The following is an 18,552-nucleotide window of genomic DNA, read 5'->3' as shown; positions in this document are numbered from 1 at the left end:
TTGCTTACTAACTTTTGTTGGTAAAGCTTTGTAGTCGTCGGTTTGAGACAATTGGTGATAGAGTTGATTAAAGTTTAGTTTCTGGTGGTGTTGAAAGAAATATTGACGATAATGGTAATTAGCTAAGTTAAACAAATTTTTAGACAAAAAAGCCTTGTGGTCAATGTCTGACCAGAAAGGATGGTTTTTGGTGATGATATGACGTTCAACTAGCTTCATAACTTGATTATACTGTGAGAATGGCTTTCTTAAAACCAATCTCGAAAAAAAAACCTACTCATTATTCACATCTAGCTAGAAAAATGAGTAGTATTGAGAAAAATTAGCTAGATTTTTGATAACTGCATCTACCCCCAGAATTACTATGGCTATAGGCTACGTTGCGCTCGTACTCCACGCACACCTGCCCTTCGTTCGTCACCCAGAAAGTGACTACGTGCTGGAGGAAGAATGGCTCTATGAAGCCATTACCGAAACCTACATTCCCTTATTGAAAGTATTTGAAGGCTTAAAGCGAGACGGGATCGACTTTAAAATCACGATGAGCATGACACCACCCCTAGTGTCAATGCTCCGTGATCCTTTGCTGCAAGAACGCTATGATGCACACTTAGCTCAATTAGAAGAACTTACAGAACTAGAAGCCGAGCGCAATGTCCACAACGGGCACCTTCGTTATTTAGCTGAACATTACGCCGCGGAGTTTAACGAAGCGCGGGAGCTATGGGAACGTTACGACGGTGACTTGGTAACAGCTTTTAAGCAGTTCCAAGACACTAATAACCTAGAAATTATCACTTGCGGCGCTACTCACGGCTACTTTCCATTGATGAAAATGTATCCGCAAGCTGTGTGGGCGCAAATTCAGGTAGCTTGCGAACACTATGAGCAAACCTTTGGAAAAGCGCCTAGAGGCATTTGGTTGCCTGAATGTGCTTACTATGAAGGTGTGGAGCGGATGCTAGCAGATGCTGGTTTGCGCTACTTCCTCACTGATGGCCATGGGATTCTTTACGCCCGTCCCCGTCCTCGCTTTGGCACTTATGCCCCAATTTTTACTGAAACTGGTGTGGCTGCCTTTGGTCGAGATCATGAATCTTCCCAACAGGTATGGTCTTCTGAGGTAGGCTATCCTGGGGCGGCAGAATATCGGGAATTTTATAAAGATTTGGGCTGGGAAGCAGAATATGAGTACATCAAGCCCTATATCATGCCCAATGGTCAGCGAAAAAATACGGGTATTAAGTATCATAAAATTACTGGACGTGGCTTAGGATTGTCAGATAAGGCACTCTACGATCCTTATTGGGCAAGGGAAAAGGCAGCAGAACACGCTGCCAACTTTATGTATAATCGCGAGCAGCAAGCAGCGCATCTCTATGGGATTATGCAGCGTCCGCCGGTGATTGTTTCTCCCTACGATGCGGAGTTATTTGGACATTGGTGGTATGAAGGCCCTTGGTTTATTGATTACCTGTTCCGCAAGTCATGGTATGACCAAAAAACATATCAAATGACTCATTTGGCAGATTATTTACGGGAAAACCCAAATCAGCAAGTGTGTCGTCCTTCCCAGTCTAGTTGGGGTTATAAGGGTTTCCATGAGTATTGGTTGAATGAAACGAACGCGTGGATTTACCCGCATTTGCACAAAGCTGCCGAACGCATGATTGAAATATCAACACTGGAACCACAGGATGAATTGCAATGGAAAGCGCTAAACCAAGCAGCGCGGGAACTGCTATTAGCACAATCTTCTGACTGGGCTTTTATTATGCGAACGGGTACAATGGTGCCTTACGCGGTAAGAAGGACGCGATCGCACCTGATGCGCTTCAACAAGCTTTACGATGATGTAAAAATCGGTAAGGTCGATAGCGGTTGGCTCGAAAAAGTCGAGTTAATGGACAATATTTTCCCGGAAATTAACTATCGCGTCTATCGTCCTGTGTAATAATCTGTCCTCAATTTAACTTGCATGGTTTTTCGGCTATAACCTTTGAGGAGCTTGGCTCACAAGCAAAGCCCCCAGTAAGGTTACTGGGGGATATTTTTATCGATATTTTCGCCAGATGCATTTACTGCTTATTGCGGTAGCGTGCGGCTAGTGTAAGCATCCATTGCATAGGCAGGAGTGCGATCGCTATAATCAATATCCATACCAGTGATAGATTTAGCCAACTGATCAAAAGACTCAGAACGCCAGTTACGTTCATGGATAGGTTTGCTTTGCTCTCCCAAGAAATAAGCTAAAGAGCCTAAAACTGAACCAGCTACCCAACCTACAACCAATAATGCAATTAAGATAGTCATTCCGAAACCTCTTGTTTTAATTTATGTAACTTTATGTAAATAAATATAACGTGATTAATACAAAACTCGCAATCTATCCTTTGGTGTGCTAGCCGATGGGACAGATACGGTATTCCGTACTGTGATAATTTCGCCCAGACGCCAAAGCGCAAACAAGAGGGTTAAAAGCAAAAAAGACAGGCAAGATGCCTGTCCTAAAAATTAATTATTTAGCAGAGAATTTAGAAATTCATTTCGGCTGCTTGGACTTTTTCGATTTGTTTCTTCTTGAGCACTAGCATTACTTGCGCTAACATCACAAGTGAGATGAATGCAATCAACCATTTGACTCTGGATGCATCTTGGAGGACGATTTCTGCATCATCTTGACCAAAACCACCGACGTTCGGGTTGTTGGTTAAGGCATCACCAGATGTAACTGCTTGTCCTTCAGAAACAATCAATTCTGGCCCTGCGGGAATGGTATCAGTGACAATATCACCAGCTTCGGTTTTGATGCTAACTACAAATTTGACGTTACCGTCTTCATCTTCCTCTTTGGCAATCTTGGTAATTGTGCCAGTAGCGGAAGCGTTGTAAATATTGTTGTTGCTCTTTTCACCTGTGGGGTAAACTTGTCCGCGTCCCCGGTTACCGCCTGCGTGTACTGAGTATTTACCAAATTTGATATTTTTGTCAGTTGCGGGGTTGGGAGAAAGAACAGGGAAGACGATTTCCTGATATTGTTCGCCTGGTAGGGGGCCAATGATGACGATGTTTTCTTTTTCTTCGCTGTAGGGTTGATAGAATAGACCCTCGATTTCTTCTTTCATCTCCTCAGGAACACGTTCTTCAGGAGCGATTTTGAAGCCTTCGGGCAACATCAACACAGCGCCGACGTTTAAGCCAACTTTAGAACCATCGGCACCTACCTGCTGGGCGCTAGTGTCGTAGGGAATTTTCACTACGGCTTTAAACACGGTGTCAGGTAGCACTGATTGGGGAATTTCCACTTCTGTCGGCTTGGCCGCTAGGTGACAGTTAGCGCAAACAATTCGCCCAGTTGGTTCGCGGGGTGTTTCGGGATAGGTTTGCTGTGCCCAAAAAGGGTAAGCAGCAGCAGATTGGGGAAGGGCGAGATCGCTGGTGAAGAAAAACGTCACGGTAGCGATCGCTATTAGCAATGTGTTTACCATTGCTCTACCACTGCGAGTCAACCTCGCCGTTATGAAAGCATTTCTCATCTCAATTTAGTCATTGGTTATTAGTCATTAGTCATTAGTCGTTGGTGAGCCAGTGCGCAGAACCGTCTTGTTTCCACGCCACGTGCTTTAAGCCGGGGAACCCGTCCAACGCAGTGGCTCCCCATGAGCAACTGGCGAACCCGAAGGGTCATTAGTCATTGGTCAGGAGTTTATCTGAGACTTTGGACTAATAACTCAATACTCAGCACTGCTTAAGACCACCAAGGTGCTTCGCCTGTGCGGAAGTCGGTTTCTGTCCAAGGGGTCAAGACAATTTTGTCTTCGTCTACTTTGGCATGGGCCAAAGCCAAAGAAAGTGGTGCTGGGCCTCGGACAACCTTACCAGTTGCATCGTATTGGGAACCGTGACAAGGGCATTTAAACTTGTTTTCAGCCACATTCCAAGGGACAACACAACCTAGGTGGGTGCAGATGGCATTAATGCCGTAATCGGCAATTGCCTCTTTGCTTTCTACCACCATATAGGTGGGGTCGCCCTTGAGTCCTTGAACTAGAGTGCGATCGCCTACATTATGGCTTTCGAGAAATTTGCTGAGGCTAACCTCGTTGCCCAATTCATCTTTTGCCGTTGTTCCGCCACCAGCACCACCGCTAGCAGGTGGAATAAAGTACTTAACAACGGGATACAATGCACCAAGTGCCACTCCCGTGACAGTCCCAAAAGTGAGCAGATTCATGAATTGACGACGCCCCATATCGGGCACGTCCACGGATTCAGAAAATTGAGCCATAATCTACGCGCTCTTTGTGTATTTTGATAAGCATTAGTGACTAGAGTACCAGTACTTGAGCAACTCTTGTCTGAGTCGAAATGCTAACGCTCACGACGATGCCATAGTTCTTTGTTGCAAGATATATTTAGCATCTTTTCTGTTAGCATTACATTTCTTTATATCCCTATCATACTGGAGTTACGGAACTTAACATCATAACTAAATGTAAAATCTAATTGAGAAAAGCCATGACCCCAAATTGGGATAGTCCATATCGTTTCAAATCGATGGAACAGCGCAATCATGAGTCTTCCCAATCTAAAATCCAAAATCCAAAATCCAAAATTGGTATGACAGGACAGGAATTACGCCAAATGTTGATTGATAAGTGGGGATACTCTTACGATGTCCAGTTTCGGCGGACACAGGGGAAGATATTTCTGCAAGTGATGTGGAAATATCTTGAGCAAGCGTCTTTTCCCTTAAGCGAGGTAGAGTACCAAGAACATCTTGATGGTATTGCTAATTATCTTTCTGCCTTGGGTGGGACAACACAAGTGCAAAAATTTATTACCCAAACACGCGATCGCCCCCGACTCGGTAAAGCTGTTAGCATTCCTTTAGATTTGGGTGAACGCTCTTCAGAATGGATGTTATGACCAGATATCGCCCCAATCGTAGAAATCTACAGAAAGAAACCATAGTCCAAAACAAGGCAGTAATAAGTTAAAGGTAAATGGACATTTTTAATTTTGAATTAGAGCAACCCGACCGTCATTTACCTGTGAGCTTAACTAAACCAACACCACCAAAGTAAAGCCCTAAAACTGCTCCTGCTAAAAGACTTTGGGTCAGAGGATCAGTAGAAGGTGTGAGAACTGCTCCTAAAATTACTGCGCCCATAATCACGAAACGCCAACCAGCCACCATTTTTTGCGAAGAGACAATTCCTAAATTACCAAGCAACAATTGGATAATGGGAATTTGAAATGCTAACCCAGTGCTGAATAACAGCAACAGCACAAATTCAAAATATTTATCAATTGACCACAATTGCTCTACTACATCAGCACCGTAACTAATAAAGAATTTTAAAGCGGCGGGAATAAGTAGCAAGTAAGCAAATACTAACCCGGACAGGAATAGCACACTCGACCCCAAAACCACAGGCCCTAATAAACGCCGTTCGCGGATAGTCAGTCCTGGAAGAACAAACTGAATAATTTGGTAAAGAATAAAAGGACTAGCAAGCACTAAGCCGCTATAGCCTGCGACTTTGAAGGAAACAAAGAAATATTCTCCGGGAGCTAGTTGAAGAAATTTAACTCCTTGGGCGGGAACTTCTAGTAGTTGCACTAGGGGCTTAACGGCGAGGAAGCAGCCGATAATGCTCACTCCTACAGCAATTAGAGAATAAAAAATCCGGTAGCGCAACTCTTCAAGGTGGTCGAAAAGCGACATTTCCACCTCATCTGGTAAGTCATCTAGGGGATCAACTCCTGAGTTGCCGTATCGTTCTAGGTCGATATCGGGAGAATTAATAGTATCTACGTCTTGTGAAGGCGTCATGATTCAAAGCGCTTCGTGCGTTACTAGGGATTGGGGATTCAGGACTGGGGATTGAGGACTGGGGGCAGGAGGCAGGGGGCAGGGGGCAGGAGGCAGGGGCAATTATTGATTGATGAAGTCTCTACCCAATTACCAATTACCAATTACCCATTACCAACTACCAATTACCCATTACCCATTACCCAATCTCCGTTAACTATTTTATCTGCCGAAGCCCCTACCAAGAGATGTTTGTGGCTGCTGTGGAATTTTTGTCCGGTTTTTTGGTGTTGCGTCTGCATAAGTGAGTAGGAAGCCATCTTGTAGCCAGTGCCTACCCTCTAAAAGGTTAGAACCGATAATTTAATTTATAAATCACATCTCTAGGGCCAGCAATATTTAGTAAATGGACACAACATCAGCATACAATATTCAGTTTTTCAACTCCGGTTCATCAAGATGGCGTCTCCTATAACGCAATCGGAAATCTTGAACTGAGGTTTTGTATGAATAGGACAATTTGTGCCGGATTAATGGCCTTGCCAGTTTATCTGTACAATTCCAGTGTCGGCTTTGCTAGTAGTGGCGTGCCATTGTTCAAGCAGATATTTCCGATCACAATTACGCAGAGCGCCACTAGCAAAGAGGCTAAGTTATACATAGTACCGTGGAAAATAACTGCTAGAGATGACCAACCAGAAGATTGCTTGCGTTCAGGAATTTGTAAGGATTAATCAGGTGTTATTGGCTGTTTTAAGTTAATAGTTTTTGGTTTGGTTGGATGCTGATTGTTGAATTTATATTTTTATCACAATAAATATAGTTATTTAAACCAACCTAAAGATAAAAAATTTGGGGTTTAAATTAGCAGCAGCTAAATCTTTAATTGTACTTAATAGTACCTTTTTCTATTTGAGATATTTTTACAATATATAGCAATAGTTTTTTATTAGTCAGCGATTTTGGCAGTTTTGACTGGAAAATCGAGCAGAAGGCACAAGGCAGAAAAATATTTGCTCTTGTGTTGTGCAAGTAGTTTATGAGTGTTTTACTTGTAAGAGTATTTCTGCTGAGTAATTTTTAAATGTAGGATTAAACTGTAGTACAAATATATGCAAAACTATCCGGAGTGCTAAGATTTTGGGTTGTAATTTGAGTAAGATGTACTACAGTCAAGTATTAATTCTCAAAGGTAAATATATTTATTCCGTTTTTGTCCTCCCCATTCCTGAGTGAATTCGATTAGTTATGCTCCTAGATTTAGAAAGATTTTATCAGGCTTGCAATCCGAGCAGACCGCTAATGATAGGAAATGCAGCCGATCGCCGGTACTATATCGATTTTGCCTCGGTACGGGGGGGCAAAATTATTGAGGCTTTGCAGCGCACTATCACCCGAATCTCGCCGGATACACCAACCTGTCAGCTATTTACAGGACACCTTGGTTGTGGCAAATCGACGGAGTTGTTGCGCCTGAAAGCTGAGTTAGAGGAACAGAAATTTCAAGTAGTTTATTTTGAGTCCACCCGTGTCCTAGAAATGGCAGATGTGGATGTGACTGATATTCTGTTGGCGATCGCAGGTCAGGTGAGTGAAAGCCTAGAAGCGATGCAAATCCGCCTCAAACCTACCTATTTTACCAAGTTGTTTACTGAGGTTGTGGATTTTCTGCAAACACCGATTGAACTTGGGGTAGAAGCTGAGTTGTCTGTTGGGATTGCCAAAATTACGGCGAAGACCAAAGAAAGTCCCCAATTACGGCGACGTTTAAGGGACTATCTAGAACCACGGACAGAAAATATTCTGTTTTCAATTAATCAAGAACTGCTAGAACCTGCTAACGCTGTACTCAAAGCCAAAGGCAAAAAAGGGCTGGTGGTAATTGTTGATAACTTGGATCGGGTAGCAATTCGTCCTTTACCATCGGGGCGATCGCTTCCAGAATATTTATTCATCGAGCGGGGTGAACAATTACGCAAACTGCATTGTCATGTAGTTTACACAATTCCCCTAGCCATCACTTTCTCCAACGATAGCGCCGAACTTCAGCATCGCTTGGGAGGTGGGGTAGCACCAAAAGTATTGCCCATGATACCCGTGCGTCTACGTTCTGGGGAGATTTTTCCCGAAGGGCTAGAACTAATGCGGCAAATGGTGTTGGCTAGAGCCTTCCCTGACATTTTGGTGAGCGATCGGTTAGCCTTAATTACAGAGGTATTTGATAGTTTAGAGACTTTAGACAGGTTGTGTATGATCAGTGGTGGTCATGTGCGCGACTTGCTAGGGCTGCTGTTTGACTGTCTCCGCGACCAAGATCCACCCTTTGACCGTGACTGTGTGGAATTGGTAATTCAAAGACAGCGAGATTACCGAGCCAAAGCCATCGACCCCCATGAGTGGGATTTAATTTTTCAGGTGGTGCAAAAACAAAGGGTTGGCGGTGAAATTGAGTACCACACTCTGTTGCGGAGCTTGTTTGTATTTGAATATCGCGATCGCCAGGGAGCTTGGTTTGCCGTCAACCCAGTGTTAGCCGAAACGCAAAAATTTAAATCATGGTTGAACCACACCCACCAGTAGATATCAAAGCCGCTAACGAACGGGCTCTGCGGAGTTTAGGGAGGGCAATTTCCCTCTCTAGTGGTCAATTCTCGGTGGTTTTGGTCTGCTGTAACTATCAAGTCTTGCAGGAGCTACTCCTGCAACGACTTGCAGAACTTACTCTGGGTGCCTACCAAATTCAAAAAGTAGTTTTGCCCCAAAATGCCAGAAGTCTGTATACAACTATCCATTTTCAGCTAACGGTTCATCAACCCTCAGCATTGATGATCTTGGGTTTAGAGTCAGTGGATGGACTTGATGATCTACTAACTTCGATCAATCACATTCGCGACGAATTTCGTAAACGCCACACCTTCCCGATGGTTTTGTGGGTAAATGAAGAAGTATTGCAAAAGCTAGTGCGCTTGGCACCAGATTTCGCTAGTTGGGCAGCAACACCGATTCGGTTTGAAATGACCTCTCCAGATTTGTTGCAATTTCTGCAACAAGAAACTGACTCTTTGTTCGCTACAGTGTTACACGCCAATACTCCTCAAAACAATCAAATAAAACTTGATAATTTTACTTTAGAGCAAGTCTGGCAGCGCAGTTATGAACTCCACTTTGCCATTAAAGAATTAGAAAATCGCGGTATTAGCTTAGAGCCAGAATTAAATGCTAGTCTGCAATTTGTTTTTGGTCTAGATGATTATGTCAGTGACCGGATAAAGTTAGCTTTAACCCACTTTCTCCAAAGCTGGCAATTTTGGCAGGAAGAAACGATAAAAGAGGGACAAAGGCAACGAAGAGAAAGAAGAAGAGGTATTGTAGAATGGGAAAATTTATCGAAATCTCCTATTCCTAGCGCCCCGTCTCTTCATCTACTACGCCAGGGAGTTTTACTTTTTTATATTGGTTTATGTTATTCCCGTTTAGCAGAACAAAATCAAACAGAAAATCGCCGCCATTGGTATGATGCTAAATATTATTTTCAGCAATGTTTAAATGTTTTTCATGTAGCTAAACGTGTAGATTTAGTTGCTGAGTTTATTGGCAAACTCGCTGAAGTTTTGCAACATCTCCAAGAATGGTCAGAATTGCAACTTGTTGCTCAAGAGTCTCTGGAATTGCATCAAAATTATGGTAGTCAAATTCAATTAGCCTGTGACTACGGGTTTCTGGCTCAAGTAGCTGTGCAGCAATTCAGGTGGGTACAGGCGAGTATTTTAGCCCATGTAGCGCTACTGAAATTAGGGGAAGCACAAAAGCATCATCAACCACATCACAGCTTGTTTCCCTTGCTGCTGGGACAAATTTATTATTTGATTTTAGCGAAAGCACAGCGCCATATAGGTGAGCAAGACGTTGCTGATGATTATTTAGAAAAAGCTACTTTAGAACTGTCAGCATCTTTAGAAAATAGCGACCATCAATATGATGCCCATCGTTATATTCGCCTATTGCGAAATATGCGATCGCTTTATTTTGAAGCAGGTCGCTATCTAGAAGCATATATTATTCGCCAAAAACGCCGTTCTGTTGAGCAGCAGTACGGCTTTCGCGCTTTCATCGGTGCCGGACGTCTCCAACCCCAAAGACAAGCCACCAATCCAGCCTTGATGTCATCTAGCGGCAATCGCAGCGTCGCTTTAGAAATTGCTGCCTCTGGTCGGGAAGGTGATATTAATAACTTAATTGGCAGAATTGGCCGCGCCGACCAAAAGTTAACAGTAATTCACGGTCAATCTGGTGTGGGTAAAAGTTCAACCGTGAACGCAGGCTTAGTCCCAGCACTGCAAAATCGCGCCATTGGTGATCAAATTGCCGTACCTGTGGTCTTACAAGTTTATACCGATTGGGTGCGGGAATTAGGGAAATCTTTAACAGCGGCAGTTTCTCTAATTAAGGGAAGTCCAGCGATTGAATTGGCTACACCCATCACCATCGCCGGGATTTGGCAGCAATTACGAGAAAATGCTGATAGCCATCTGATTACAGTTTTAATTTTTGACCAATTTGAAGAATATTTCTTTGGTTATACCGACCGTAATCAAAAGCAAGAGTTTGATAGATTTATTAGTGAATGCCTAAATATATCTTTTGTTAAAGTTATCTTGTCTTTGCGAGAAGATTATTTACATCGGTTATTAGAATTTAAACATCTCTCGGCACTGGAAGCGATTAATAATAATATTCTCGATAAAAATATCCGCTATCAGTTAAATAATTTTTCCCCAGAATATGCCAGAACTATTATCCAAAAGTTAACTGAGCGATCGCAATTTAATTTAGAACCTGCGTTGATTGATGCCTTAGTCGAAGATTTATCAGCAGAACTAGGAGAAGTCCGCCCGATTGAGTTACAGGTAGTGGGAGCACAACTGCAAGATGAACGCATTACCAAGCTAGAGCAATATCAGCCCTACCGACCAAATAAACTGATCGAGCGCTACATCAAAGAACTAATTAAAGACTGCGGAACAGAAAATCAACGCGCAGCTTTACTCGTCTTGTACTTATTAACAGATGAAAGTAACAAACGACCATTTAAAACTCGTGCTGAGTTAGCAGCAGAACTAGCAGAATTAGAAGATTCTGCCAAATTAGAGTTAGTTTTAGATATTTTAGTGCGCTCAGGATTAGTAGTGTTATTCCCCGATGTTCCCGAACGCTATCAACTAATTCATGATTATTTAGTAGACTTGATTCGCTACCTCCAACAACAAGAATCAAGCTTACAGGCACAACTTAATCAATTGCGTGACAAAGTAGACCAAAGTCAAACGGAAATTGAGCGACTTAAAAGCGAACTGCGACAAAAAAAGCAGCAAGCTAAATTGGTAGATAGTCAACCCCAACAGGGATTAGACTTAGTTACAGAACTGCGAGAGCTACGCAAGCGCGAAGAACTAAGTCAGTTAGAAATTGAACATCTGCGAGCGGAACTTAAAGAAAAAGAGTTAACTGCTCAATTAGTAGAAAGTCAAGCAAAACAACGGCTGAGTGAAGTTCGCTTAAATCGTTCCCTGACAATCGCCCTTGGTGCTTCTATTTTTGCCATATTCGGTTTAACTATTTCTATCATCACAGCAGTAGATAGCGAGATTAAAACCCTCAGTGCATCCAGTGAAGCACTTTTTGCCTCACAAAAAGGCATCGATGCTGTCAAAGAAGGTTTAAAGGCAGGGAAAAAATTACAACAAAATTTCTGGGTAGATTCTTCTACGCGGCAAGTGGTGCTAACCTCTCTATACCAGGCAGTTTACGGGGTAAAAGAGCGCAACCGCTTAGAGGGGCATTTGTCTGGGGTCAATAGCGCTACATTCAGCCCTGATGGTTCTTTGATGGCCTCAGCCAGTGCAGATGCAACTATCAAACTTTGGCGTCCTGATGGTAGCTTGTTCCAAACCTTAGCGGGGCATGATGATGTGGTAAATAGCGCTACATTCAGCCCTGATAGTCAAATCATTGCTTCTGCTAGTCAAGATAAGACGGTAAAACTGTGGAGTCGGGAAGGTAAGCTGCTGGCTACATTATCAGGACATAGGGCTGTGGTAAACGGTGTCAGTTTTAGTCCTGATAGTCAAATTATTGCTTCTGCAAGTTTAGATAAGACGGTGAAACTGTGGAGTCGGAACGGTCAACTGCTCAACACCTTAACAGGGTTTGGTAGTGCGGTTTTGGGTGTAGCTTGGTCGCCTGATGGTCAAATGATTGCAGCGGCCAGTGCTGACAATACAACCAAGCTATGGAGTCGGGATGGTAAATTGCTGAAGATTTTACAGGGACATGAAGATGCAGTTAAAAGTGTAGCTTGGTCGCCTGATGGTCAAACAATTGCTACCACTAGTTTAGATAAGACGGTGAAACTATGGAGCCGAGAAGGTAAGTTTTTGAGAACTCTATCGGGACATAGTGCTGGTGTTACTAGTGTGAGTTTTAGTCCTAATGGTCAAACAATCGCCTCAGCTAGTACTGACGAGACAATTAAACTCTGGAGTCGGTTTGGTGTACTGTTAGGAACCTTGAAGGGACATAATAATTGGGTGAATAGTGTCAGCTTTAGCCCAGATGGTAAGACTTTGATTTCTGCTGGTCGGGATAAAACTATTAAACTTTGGCGTTGGGATGATGTGTTGCTGCGAAACCCCAAAGCTAATCATGATTGGATTACTAGCATCAGTTTTAGTCCTGATGGTAAAACCTTGGCGGCGGCGAGTCGAGATAAAACTGTGAAACTCTGGAGTCGGGATGGTCAACTGCTGAAAATCTTACCAGGTGATGATGATCAAGTCTGGGGTGTAGCTTGGTCAGCTGATGGACAAACTATCGCCTCAGCTAGCAAAGATAAAACTGTGAAACTCTGGAGTCGCGATGGTCAACTGCTGAATACTTTGAAGGGTCATAACGATGCGGTTTTAAGTGTAGCTTGGTCAGCTGATGGACAAATTATCGCCTCAGCTAGCAAAGATAAAACTGTGAAACTTTGGAGCCGGGACGGTCAACTGCTGAATACTTTGCAGGGACATACCAACGCTGTGAATTGGGTCAGCTTCAGCCCCGATAGTCAGTTTTTAGCATCAGCCAGTGATGACGCTACGGTGAAGGTTTGGGGACGTGATGGTAAACTGCTCAACACCTTACAGGGTCATAGCCGACGGGTAAATGGTGTAGCTTGGTCAGCTGATGGTCAAACTATAGCCTCAGCCAGTATTGATAGTACAGTGAAACTTTGGAGCCGGGACGGGGCTTTGTTAAAAACTCTCTCCGGGGAGGGCGATGGTTTCATCAGTGTCAGTTTTAGCCCAGATGGTAAAACTCTGGCTGTCAGCAGTGATGATAAGGTGCGGCTTTGGAGCCGGGAAGGGACTCTGCTGATTGCTTTGAAGGGTGATAAGGATGAGTTAACCAGTGTTAGTTTTAGCCCAGATGGTAAAACTCTGGCTGCGGGTAGTGGCAACGGTACGGTGATTTTGCGAAATTTGTCAGATATTAAGCTGGAGAGCTTACTGGCCCATGGTTGTAGTTTAATACATGACTATCTGTTGCATAACCCGAAGGTGACAAATAGCGATGAACTACGCCCCGCTAAAGGGGATATCGCACTTTGTGCAAAAATAAAAAACTGATTGTGGATACAAACAACTTAGTTGTTATGATGTCAAAATTAGCCTTATCTACAGGGCTTTTATGGGTGGGAATTGGTTGTCAAAGAGGAACTTCACAGGATTTAATTGGCAAAGCAATTGAGCAAGTCTTTCGAGAATATCAGCTTTTCCATAGTGCGATCGCAGGTATTGCCACTATCGACTCTAAAGCTTCAGAAGTTGGTTTAGTGGAATTTTGCCGCCTACACAATTTACCTTTAATCACCTTTTCAGCAGAAATTCTCAGCACTATCTTGGTTCCCAACCCTGCCAAAATTATTGAAAAAAACATCGGCACCCCCAGTGTGGCCGAAGCCTCTGCTATTTGTGCCGCTTCTAGACTCAACCCTCTAGAGTCCCATTTTTTAGGAAAGACTATAGAGGGGTTGGGAGTAAGTTTCTTGGTTCCTAAACAAATTTTCCGATTACCAGGAAAACCAGGGGTGGTGACGGTAGCTGTTGCCCAAGGCATACAGCAGATTGCAGGCAACGTCTCTACTCAATCGCCCTCAGAAAATAGTTAATGATGCTAGAAACAATCGATAACACAATTGAACCCAAGAAAGCAGGCAAAAAGCCCTTAATCTCAAAACCAGACCCAGGAGTCAGACCACTGGCCAGCCAAAGAGTTAAGGCGTTGATCACCAATGTAAACAAACCAAAGGTGAGTAAGGTAATTGGAAACGACAAAACACTCAAAATTGGACGAATAAACGCATTCACCAACCCGATAACTATTGCGGCAACAAGAGCAGCCTGAAAAGTCGTGAGAATGAATCCCGGAACAATGTTAGCGGTGATTAATAATGCTACCGCAGTACCGAACCAAGTTAATAAAAAGTGTTTCATCTAAACCTCCAGGAGACTCGCAGCAAAAGTGTACTCAGTTTGCTGGCGGGAGGAATGGAGGGTTAATTGTGAAACGTCCCTTGAATAATTTTCTGCGCCTGCACAAACAATGAGAGGGACAGTTGAGCAATTAACAAATCTTTTATTTTCCATATTCGTAACCGTCTTTTTTGTGAATATGTTTACAGTTTTTGTGACTGATTCCTTGAGCTAGACCTGATGCAGTTGAGATATTAAAACTACCGCTAGTTCTTACTGCAATTCGCCCAATATATTTCCCAATCTTCTTGCCTTTTGGGACAACCGCTTTCACGATGTCTCCAGTTTGAAAACCATTAACAAACTTAAATCTGGGGACATAGCGACAAGGAAAACCATATTTGTCAGTTCTACATGATTGTCTAGAACCATGCCCGTTAGCCTTGACCAATAATGGCTTAACTCCTTTGATATTTAAAAGTGGGGTTGACTTACCGACAGCAGCAGCATCAGCCCAGTGACTTTTCGGTATGTTTTGTTGGCTACGATTAAACTTGGTTAAACCTCCTGAACCTGTTTCTACAGGTAATCCAGTTGTTGTTAAAACTTCCAGCAATGCAAAACGAGTTGTATTAACTGCGGCTGCATCAGAAGCAGGTTTTCGAGCTTGACTTAAAATTTTCTGCAATCTTGTTGGCTCTTTTTTAAGAAAGTCCTTAATGTCTTTTGTCCCTTTTTTGATATTGCATTTCTCGCAGCTTAAACTCAGGTTTGTAATTGAATTTGAACCTCCTTTAGCTTTTGGTTGAATGTGTTCTATCTGAAGAGGAACATTTTTGACCCCACAATAAGCGCATTCTCTGTTCCACTTCTCAAGTAAATATTCACGAGTCTCGAAACCAGCGAGAGTCCCCTGCTGATATTCCTTGCCTTGAATATCTGGATTACGCATTAATTGCATATCAAAGCGCACTAATTCTTGAGTGATAGCTCCGATGGGGGCAAAAAAGCGTAACTTTTCAACCCAAGTTTTGATATTATCTACACGGCTCTGTAAACTTGGTGCTAACCAACCCAATGTACGAGTTCTATTTAAGAATCTTGGTTGACGATATCTAGTAATTCTTGCGCGTCTACTGCGTCTTAATTGTCGTCTAGAGGTTAATGAGTCCCTAATTGCAAAACCTCTGTGTTTTAACTCAGCAGCAAATACAACCTCTCCAGTTGCATCGTTAACTAAGGCAATTCCTGTTGTTGCTGCACCGGGATCTATCTTTAACCTGAGTACTGATACCACAGAATCAGGATGCGACTCTTTTAGTATCAAAGTAAACGGGAAACGCCTAAAAATAGATGCTTTCTGATTACGCAATAACTGTCTAGCCTGTGCTGAATGAATTGGGTCTAACGGTTTTTTGTTAGTGTCAATTAATAGAACTTTGCACATAAGTGCCTCCTTGCGGGTAATGTTAGCTTTGACAATGTTAGAGGTCGGTAACTATCACGCGCGACACTGGTTTAACCCTTAAGCCTGTTTAATCGCTTAGTTCTAGAGCAGAGAACTAGCTACGCATTCTCTGGTAGGTCTTAAACCTTGCCTCTAACGTAGTACTCAAGGTACTTAGTCTGGTCAACTAGGCTCTTTTCAAGCCCCCACTATATCGGTACTCCGATTAGTGGTGGGTGGTTGACACGCTTTTGTAGCGAAATTAGTAATAAGTATAAAGTGTTTAGGCGAAAAAATCTGATACAGCCTCAGTGAATTTAAGCATATCAATAGCAGGGCAGGCAACATCAGCTTGCCACTGACTCAACAAATCTTGGTATCACCCTAACGCTGCAAAATAGCTTGCCAAGTAGACCCACCAACTACGCCGTCAGCCTCTAGTCCATAGCGTGTTTGGGCAGCTTTTACTGCTGCATCGGTTGTCACTCCAAAGTCTCCATCTATACCACCTTTGAGAAAACCAAGCTTTTGTAGTTGTGTTTGCAACTTAGCGACTTCAGAACCACGCATCCCTAAACGCAAAATCGGCAATCCTTCTGAGGTGTATTGAATACCAGGTGTTGGCTGAGTGCGTACTGTTGTCTGAGTGCGTACTGTTGTCTGAGTGCGTACTGTTGGCTGAGTGCGTACTGTTGTCTGATTCCTGGGAATTGTAGTCTGTTTTGGGTTAGCTGGTCTTGGTTCAGAGGAGGGCTTAATCCTGGGGATATTGCTAGACACCGTGGTAACAGAAGAAGCTTTCGCCGAGTTAGGTTTTGGCTGAGGGGAAGAGCTAGTTGTTGTAAATATTGCTTCACTAGGAAACAGTCTTTGCCAAGTGATAGCATCCACAACGCCATCTGGACTCAAGCCAGCTGCTTGCTTAAATTGGGAAACAGCCCTGGCTGTAGTTTCGTTATAAATACCGTTGACTGTATCTGGATAAAAGCCCAATAGTTTCAAAGCTGCTTGTAGTTCAGATACACGTTCTCCTTGACTACCAACTGTCAGAGTAGGGCGGTTAATGCTACCTGCCGCAGTTAGTTGGGCTATTTGTTGTGGTGCTGCCATCGATACTTGAGCAGCGTAGCCAATGAGCAGAGGTGTGGCAAAAAACAGGAGTACCCAATAAAACTGATTTGCGCTCAAGTCGTTCAAGATACTTGCTTTCAGGCTACCTTTCATAGAATTCACTTGGAATTTTCTGATGCTAATATTACCATCTGGTGCGATGGCGCAGTTTACACTATTTGTAACTATTAATTGCAGCCTCTTGACCAACTAAAGATAGATATGGTTCCTGTAAATATCGGCTAGCTGCTGTCATGGCATCCGATACATTGACAGCCGCAATCAGTTCTTGAAACTCTCTATCAAATTCAATTCCTAAACCCAAAGTTTCATACCAGCCATATATTTGAGCAATTTGCCCGTTAGTTTGTTTACCCAAGGCATATTGTCCCAATATCTTGTTTTTAGCTGCGAGTAAGGCACTTTCTGATACCTCGGTGGTACACAGTAGTTCAACTTCTTGCCGCAGTCCTTGAAGGGCGATGCTGGTATTTTCTGGTGCAGTACCCATGTAAACGACGAATGAGGCGGGAAATAGTCTGGTTGAGTAAAGGGCAGATAGTTCATAAGCCAAGCCCCGTTTTTCCCGTAATTCGACAAACAAGCGGCTAGAAAGCCCATTGCCCAAGTAGGTAGAGAGCAGCTTCAGGGGGGCATAGTCAGGAGAATTCACCGATGGCCCCATGTAACCCAGCATAATAATTGATTGCTGTGTAGGTATGGGCTTGAGGCACGGTTGTGGTGCTACAACAATTTCAGGTAAATCTAGGATTGGCAGTGGTTGTGGCGGGGCTTGCCAATCACCAAAGATTTTGGTCACCAATGCCAGTGCTTCAGTTTGTGTGATTCGCCCAGCAATACTAATTACCACATTATCAGGACGAAAGTGAGTTTGGTGATACTGCTCTAAGTCTGCACGGGTTAAGGCACTAACGGTGGTTTCGTTTCCTAATACCGACATGGAGTATGGATGATTTTGGTACATTACCTCCCGCATTTGGTTGTATGCAATAGTAAAGGGTTGCTCTTGTTGGGAGCGAATAGCTTGTAGTACTAGCCGCCGTTCTAGTTCTACTTGGGCTTCGGGAAATGTTGGCGATCGCAAAAGCCGCCCCGCCAATGCTAGAATTTCCACAAAATCAGCAGTTACTGTCTTCAACGACAGCAAAAAATAATCCGTGGCAGTATCTGCACTCAAACTCGCCCCCACAGACTCGACTTTTTCGGCAATTTCTAAGCTAGATAATCCATCGCAGCCCTTTGTCATCACTGCTGACACCAAATGCGCCAACCCTGACTGCTCCCGATTTTCGTAACAACTACCAGCACGAACAAAAACCCTTGCCGCTACAATATCAGCAGCCGGATTTTCTGCCACCAGTACGACAATGCCATTGGGCAATACGGTGCGATGGATATGGGAGTTAGATAGAGAAGTATCCACAGTTTGACTCATTAGTGATTTAATGCCAGGATTTAGGATTTTAGATTAACAATTAAAAAATTGATGCAATTGGGAATTCATGGATTTTATTTAATCTACAATCCCTGCTATATAAATCCTAGACAAGTCTAGACATTTACTTCTTACTTCAATGGGAGCATGGGAGCGGTTATCCCTCAGTAAGCTTACACGCTGTAGCCAAACGTGATAAATTAAC

General features: G+C 43.3%; 14 protein-coding genes and 1 pseudogene. 6 read left to right on the top strand and 9 right to left on the bottom strand.

All coding sequences use genetic code 11. From position 1 onward, the window contains the following. Positions 1-219: pseudogene (locus H6G32_RS25065) on the bottom strand (RNA-guided endonuclease TnpB family protein); the annotation flags it as partial. Between the two features lie 145 nt (positions 220-364). On the opposite strand from H6G32_RS25065, the gene H6G32_RS25060 reads away from it, so the two are divergent. Next, positions 365-1,954: a glycoside hydrolase family 57 protein gene (locus H6G32_RS25060; protein WP_190463285.1), complete on the top strand. Its 1,590-nt coding sequence runs from the start codon at positions 365-367 to the stop codon at positions 1,952-1,954. 131 nt (positions 1,955-2,085) lie between these two features. Here the strand turns inward: H6G32_RS25060 and H6G32_RS25055 are convergent, their stop codons facing one another. The 3 genes from H6G32_RS25055 to petC form a co-directional block, all read right to left on the bottom strand. Beyond that, positions 2,086-2,313, bottom strand: coding sequence for a photosystem II protein, Psb35-related (locus H6G32_RS25055; protein ID WP_190463283.1), 228 nt, complete (start codon positions 2,311-2,313; stop codon positions 2,086-2,088). A gap of 221 nt (positions 2,314-2,534) precedes the next feature. Beyond that, the gene (petA, locus tag H6G32_RS25050) at positions 2,535-3,536 is read right to left on the bottom strand and encodes a cytochrome f (RefSeq protein ID WP_190463281.1); all 1,002 of its coding nucleotides are present in this window, start codon (positions 3,534-3,536) and stop codon (positions 2,535-2,537) included. Between the two features lie 212 nt (positions 3,537-3,748). Next, the gene (gene petC, locus H6G32_RS25045) at positions 3,749-4,288 is read right to left on the bottom strand and encodes a cytochrome b6-f complex iron-sulfur subunit (protein WP_190463280.1); all 540 of its coding nucleotides are present in this window, start codon (positions 4,286-4,288) and stop codon (positions 3,749-3,751) included. 332 nt (positions 4,289-4,620) lie between these two features. Between petC and H6G32_RS25040 the strand changes: the two genes are divergently transcribed. Then, entirely contained in the window at positions 4,621-4,929 is a 309-nt protein-coding gene (locus H6G32_RS25040; protein ID WP_190463289.1) for a DUF3067 family protein, read from the top strand. 115 nt (positions 4,930-5,044) lie between these two features. Here H6G32_RS25040 and tatC read toward each other — a convergent pair whose 3' ends face one another. Further along, the gene (gene tatC / locus H6G32_RS25035) at positions 5,045-5,839 is read right to left on the bottom strand and encodes a twin-arginine translocase subunit TatC (protein WP_190463278.1); all 795 of its coding nucleotides are present in this window, start codon (positions 5,837-5,839) and stop codon (positions 5,045-5,047) included. A 485-nt stretch (positions 5,840-6,324) separates the two neighbouring features. On the opposite strand from tatC, the gene H6G32_RS25030 reads away from it, so the two are divergent. The 4 genes from H6G32_RS25030 (at position 6,325) to H6G32_RS25015 (ending at position 14,030) form a co-directional block, all read left to right on the top strand. Beyond that, complete coding sequence (locus H6G32_RS25030; RefSeq protein ID WP_190463276.1) at positions 6,325-6,552, top strand: hypothetical protein; 228 nt, start codon at positions 6,325-6,327, stop codon at positions 6,550-6,552. 514 nt (positions 6,553-7,066) lie between these two features. Beyond that, entirely contained in the window at positions 7,067-8,398 is a 1,332-nt protein-coding gene (locus H6G32_RS25025; RefSeq protein WP_190463274.1) for a P-loop NTPase fold protein, read from the top strand. Next, positions 8,374-13,488 carry an nSTAND1 domain-containing NTPase gene (locus H6G32_RS25020; protein ID WP_190463272.1) on the top strand — a complete coding sequence of 1,705 codons (5,115 nt, stop codon included), beginning with the start codon at positions 8,374-8,376 and terminating at the stop codon, positions 13,486-13,488. The genes H6G32_RS25025 and H6G32_RS25020 overlap by 25 nt, the downstream gene beginning before the upstream one ends. 26 nt (positions 13,489-13,514) lie before the next feature. Continuing rightward, the gene (locus H6G32_RS25015) at positions 13,515-14,030 is read left to right on the top strand and encodes a cobalamin biosynthesis protein (protein ID WP_190463270.1); all 516 of its coding nucleotides are present in this window, start codon (positions 13,515-13,517) and stop codon (positions 14,028-14,030) included. On the opposite strand, the gene H6G32_RS25010 is transcribed toward H6G32_RS25015, so the two are convergent. From H6G32_RS25010 to H6G32_RS24995, 4 genes are all read right to left on the bottom strand, one after another. Then, on the bottom strand, positions 14,002-14,355 hold the full coding sequence (locus H6G32_RS25010) for a phage holin family protein (protein WP_190463268.1): 354 nt from the start codon (positions 14,353-14,355) through the stop codon (positions 14,002-14,004). The two genes, H6G32_RS25015 and H6G32_RS25010, sit on opposite strands and share 29 nt — an antisense overlap. Before the next feature lie 142 nt (positions 14,356-14,497). Continuing rightward, positions 14,498-15,781 (bottom strand): RNA-guided endonuclease IscB, encoded by a 1,284-nt coding sequence (gene iscB, locus H6G32_RS25005; RefSeq protein WP_190463266.1) that lies wholly within the window; start codon positions 15,779-15,781, stop codon positions 14,498-14,500. Positions 15,782-16,165: 384 nt separating this feature from the next. Next, a complete protein-coding gene (locus H6G32_RS25000; protein WP_190463287.1) occupies positions 16,166-17,005 on the bottom strand; it encodes a peptidoglycan-binding domain-containing protein in 840 nt (279 codons plus the stop codon). Between the two features lie 61 nt (positions 17,006-17,066). Further along, entirely contained in the window at positions 17,067-18,347 is a 1,281-nt protein-coding gene (locus tag H6G32_RS24995) for a M16 family metallopeptidase (protein WP_190463265.1), read from the bottom strand. Positions 18,348-18,552 lie beyond the last annotated feature (205 nt).

This window comes from Cylindrospermum sp. FACHB-282, assembly GCF_014697195.1.
Lineage (GTDB): Bacteria > Cyanobacteriota > Cyanobacteriia > Cyanobacteriales > Nostocaceae > Cylindrospermum.
This window is presented reverse-complemented; position numbering and strand designations above follow the sequence as displayed.